The organism is Streptomyces sp. NPDC054840, assembly GCF_053611065.1.
Genome location: NZ_JBSGZP010000698.1, coordinates 1 through 3,785, shown reverse-complemented (window position 1 = coordinate 3,785; position 3,785 = coordinate 1). Strand labels below are relative to the sequence as shown.

The 3,785-nt window shown below is 74.4% G+C and carries 3 protein-coding genes and 1 pseudogene; 2 read left to right on the top strand and 2 right to left on the bottom strand.

Features of this window, described 5'->3' with window-relative positions:
- Nucleotides 1-365: 365 nt before the first annotated feature.
- Nucleotides 366-872 carry an SUKH-3 domain-containing protein gene (locus ACWGIU_RS32465; RefSeq protein WP_453711691.1) on the bottom strand — a complete coding sequence of 169 codons (507 nt, stop codon included), beginning with the start codon at nucleotides 870-872 and terminating at the stop codon, nucleotides 366-368.
- Nucleotides 869-1,462 (bottom strand): YwqJ-related putative deaminase, encoded by a 594-nt coding sequence (locus ACWGIU_RS32460; RefSeq protein WP_453711690.1) that lies wholly within the window; start codon nucleotides 1,460-1,462, stop codon nucleotides 869-871. The genes ACWGIU_RS32465 and ACWGIU_RS32460 overlap by 4 nt, the downstream gene beginning before the upstream one ends.
- 230 nt (nucleotides 1,463-1,692) lie before the next feature.
- Here ACWGIU_RS32460 and ACWGIU_RS32455 point away from each other — a divergent pair, with 230 nt between their 5' ends.
- Both ACWGIU_RS32455 and ACWGIU_RS32450 read left to right on the top strand, forming a co-directional pair.
- A complete protein-coding gene (locus tag ACWGIU_RS32455; protein WP_453711689.1) occupies nucleotides 1,693-2,688 on the top strand; it encodes an SMI1/KNR4 family protein in 996 nt (331 codons plus the stop codon).
- A 7-nt stretch (nucleotides 2,689-2,695) separates the two neighbouring features.
- Nucleotides 2,696-3,785, top strand: a pseudogene (locus ACWGIU_RS32450) (SUKH-4 family immunity protein); the annotation flags it as partial.

Sequence of the window (3,785 nt, the reverse complement as noted above, 5' to 3'; positions counted from 1 at the left end):
CGCCCCGACAACGCGGCCGGGTGCGGCACCGGACGCCGCGGACCCGGCAAGATCCGGAAGAGACGGCCTAGTGCCGGCCGCAGGCTCGCCCGGTGGTGCCGGGGCTCCGCCCCGGCCCCCCGCGCCTCGATCGCCGGCGGGGCTGGATTTGGCTGCGCGCGTTCCGGGAGTGAGCCGGCCGGGCCGGGATCCGGGCTCGGTGCGGGCCGGTCCGCGGGGACGGGGAGACACTTCGGCGGGGCACCACCCCACACCACCAAGCCTCGCCGCCGGCCGGCCGGAGGCGAGCCGCGGAGCCCCGGCACCGCCGACCGGTCGGAGGCGAGCCGCAGGACACCGGTCGGAGTCGGCAGGCCCGGCGGGAGCTATGTGGTGAGGCGGGTGGGCTGGAGGCCCGTCAGGAGGAGGGTGAGGGCCTCGTCGACGGTGGGGCCGAGGTACCAGTCGCCGGTGTGGTCGATGCCGTAGACGCGGCCCTCGCGGTCGATCCCGAGGTGGGAGCCGCCGTCGGCCTCGACGCCCAGCGGGCAGAGCTGGGTCGACAGAGCCCGGCCGAGGTCGGCGAAGGTGCGCGCGAGGTGCAGTCCGGTGAGCGGGTCGATCCGGACGGGCGTCGGGGCGATCTGGCGGCCGGGGCCGTGACCGGTGACCGTCAGACCGCCGAACTCGGCCCATGCCTCGACGGCGGCGGGGAAGACGGTGTGCCGGTGCCCGGCGGGCGTGGTGTGGTCCCGGAGGGCGTCGGCCCAGTATTCGGCCTGCTTGATGTCCCACCGGCCGGGTTCCCAGCCGGCGGTGCGCAGGGCGGAGTCCACGGCGACCGGGAAACGGGTGGCCGAGGAGCGGTCGTAGGAGGCGGAGGCGGTGGTCATGCCTTCTCGGAGGGGGTGAGGTCGACGGAGCGTACGCCGAAGTGGGCGAGGAGTGCGTCGCAGGAGCGGCAGGGCGGTGCGTAGCTGCCGTGGAGGGGGTCGCCGTCCTCGCGGATGCGCCGGGCGGTGATCTTCGCGTGCTTGAGGGAGCGGCGGGCCTCGCTCGGCGAGAGGGGTTTGCGGGAGGCGCGGCGGGAGCGGGCGCCTTCGACGGCGGTCAGGTGGCGGGAGAGCAGGATCGCCTCCGGACATCGGCCGGTGAAACGTTCGCGCTGGCCGCTGGTGAGGGTGTCGAGGAAGTCCTGGACGAGCGGGTGGAGCGCGGGCGGCTGGTCGGCCTTGCCGGCGGTGCCGGTGAGGGTTTCGCCGCGTACGGAGAGGGCGGCGGCGATGGTGGGGAGGATGCCGTCCCGGCGGAAGCGCAGGACGGGCACGGCGGGGCGGCCGTCGGTGCTGCTCCAGCGCAGGCGTGGATCACCTGCGGGGCCGGCGGCTTCGCCGGCCGGGCGCGCGGAGCCGGGAGTGCCCGGTGCGCCTGGTGCGTCCGGCGTGGTGTCGCCGGATTCTGTACGTGTTGCCGTGTTGTGCATGGTCGCGCTTTCCCTCCCGTGGCGGCGGTGGTGACCGCTGTCGCTCACGCCCCCGTACTGCGGGGACAGCCTGTCAAATGTCACCTGTCATTCGGAAGCGGGGTCGAATATTCGTATCAATTCGGATGTTCCTGGCCCTCGGGCGGGTGCGCCGGTCGGGTGCGGGTAAGGCTCTTGCCCCAGCGCATAGGCTGTGGTGAACCAGCCAGATCCAGCAGGGGGCTACCGCCATGACGACAGGTCGGCTCGGGCAGCAGGCCGCGCCACCCAACGCCGCTTACTCGGGGCAGGTCGTGCACTTCCCGGACCCGGTCCGGGCCGCTCGGCATCCTCACGGGGTGCGGATGGACGGCAATGGGCATCCGGATTTCTCCGCCTACGCGCGCGCGGCCGTGGAGATCGCCGAACCGCCGGAGGGCTTCGGCGTGGACGAGCTGCGGCTGACGGACTACGTGTCCGCGAACGCGGCGATGAAGGCCGCCGGGCACGAGTTGTGGGACACGGTCGGGCCGGTGGCGACCCCGCACGGCTGGACCTGGCACCACGTGGCCGGTTCGCGGCGCATGGAGCTGGTCCCGGTCGAGGTGAAGGCGCTGCTGCGGCATCACGCGGGCCTGGCGACGGCTCCGGTGGACCACGACAAGCGCGGCACGCGGCCGTTGCAGGAGGTACGCCCGGCGCACATGGGGCTGCCGAAGTCGGTGGTGTCGGTCGCCGAGGAGCAGGTGCAGGGCGTCGAGGAGGACCTCGGCTACCGGCTGCCGGAGGCGTACCGCTCGTTCCTGAAGGCCGCGGGCGGCTGCGCGCCGGTGGGCGCGGGCCTGGACGTGGACCTCGGTGTGCTGGTGGACCAGCCGTTCTTCACGGTGCGTGAGGAGGCGGCGGTCAACGACCTCGTCTACGCCAACAAGTGTCTGCGCGACCATCTGACGAAGGACTACCTGTGCGTGGCCTTCGCCCAGGGCGGGCTGCTCGCGCTGAAGGTCAAGGGCGAGGGCATCGGTTCGGTGTGGTTCTCTCCGTACGACGATGCCCGCGACCGGGACGGCTGGTCGGTCCAGGAGCGCGTGGAGCGGTTGTTGCTGCCCTGCGGAGCTGATTTCGACGCCTTTCTCGAGCGGCTGGCCGGTAACCCGCCGGAGTTGGAGACGGTGGCCGGTCTGATGGTGGACGGCGGATTCGCACGTTCGGTTCCGGTGTCGGGTTCGGCACCGGTGGAGGGGTGAGCGCGCGATGGTGACGTTTGCGCAGGCGCAGGAGCGCGCCGAGGAGTGGATCAACGGGGACGTACCCGCGTACCAGCACCGGGAGGTGCGTGTACGGGAGTTCGGGCTCGGCTTCGTGGTGTGGGCGGAGGACCGCGCGGCCGGTCCCGTGTCCGGTGGTGGGCGGCAGCGGCTGGTCATCGCACGGGACAGCGGGGAGGTGACGCTGTGGCCGGGACTGCCGGTGGGTGAGGTGATCCGCCGGTACGAGGAGGAGTACGGGGCCGTGGCCGCGGCCGTTTCGGAGGCTTCGGTTCCGACGCCGCGGATCGACTCGGAGCAGACGTCGTTCATGCTCAGCCCGCCGGAGTGGCTGCAGGAGGCCGCGGACCGGGCGGGGATCGCGCCGAGGTCGACGTCCGCGTCGGCTCCGGCCGCGCCCGCGGAGGTCCGGCCCGAGTCCGCGCCCGTGCCCGAGCCCGCGTCGGCTCCCGCGGCACCGGCGCCCGTCGAGGCCGTGCCGCTGCGGCGCGGGGGCGAGATCCCCTACGAGCCCACGGCCAACGACGGGGTTCCGGCGACGCCCCCGGCCCCGGTGCCGACCGGTGCCACGCCCTGGGCGGGCACCGATGTGAACTCCGGTTCGGACGACGCGTCCGTACCCCTGCCCGCGACCGTGTTCGCGCCGCCGCTGTCCGGGTCGGACCTGGAGGACGCGCCGTCGTCCGGGGTGGCCCCGGAGGCGAAGACCACGCTCATGCCGGGCGGCAGCCAGCTGCCGAGGACCGCGGTCGTGCCCGCGCTGGGTTCGCCGGGCGATGCGCAGGGCGGCCCGGCCGGCGGTTCACAGGGCGGTCCGGCCGGCGGTTCGTCGGCGAGTGACATCGCGGACGCGCCGACCAGCAAGGCCCGGATCTCCCGGCCGTCGACGCCGCCGGGTCCCCCCGGTGCGCCCGCGGCTCCCGGGGGCGGGGCGCACCACGCCGCCACGATGCTGGCCGGCTCCGGCGTTCCGCAGCCGCCCGGTCCGCCCGGTACTCCGGGCGCGGGTCAGCCGCCGGCGCCGCCCGGTCCGCCCGGCGCTCCGGGGTCGTTGGGTCGTGGGCTGGACCATGCCG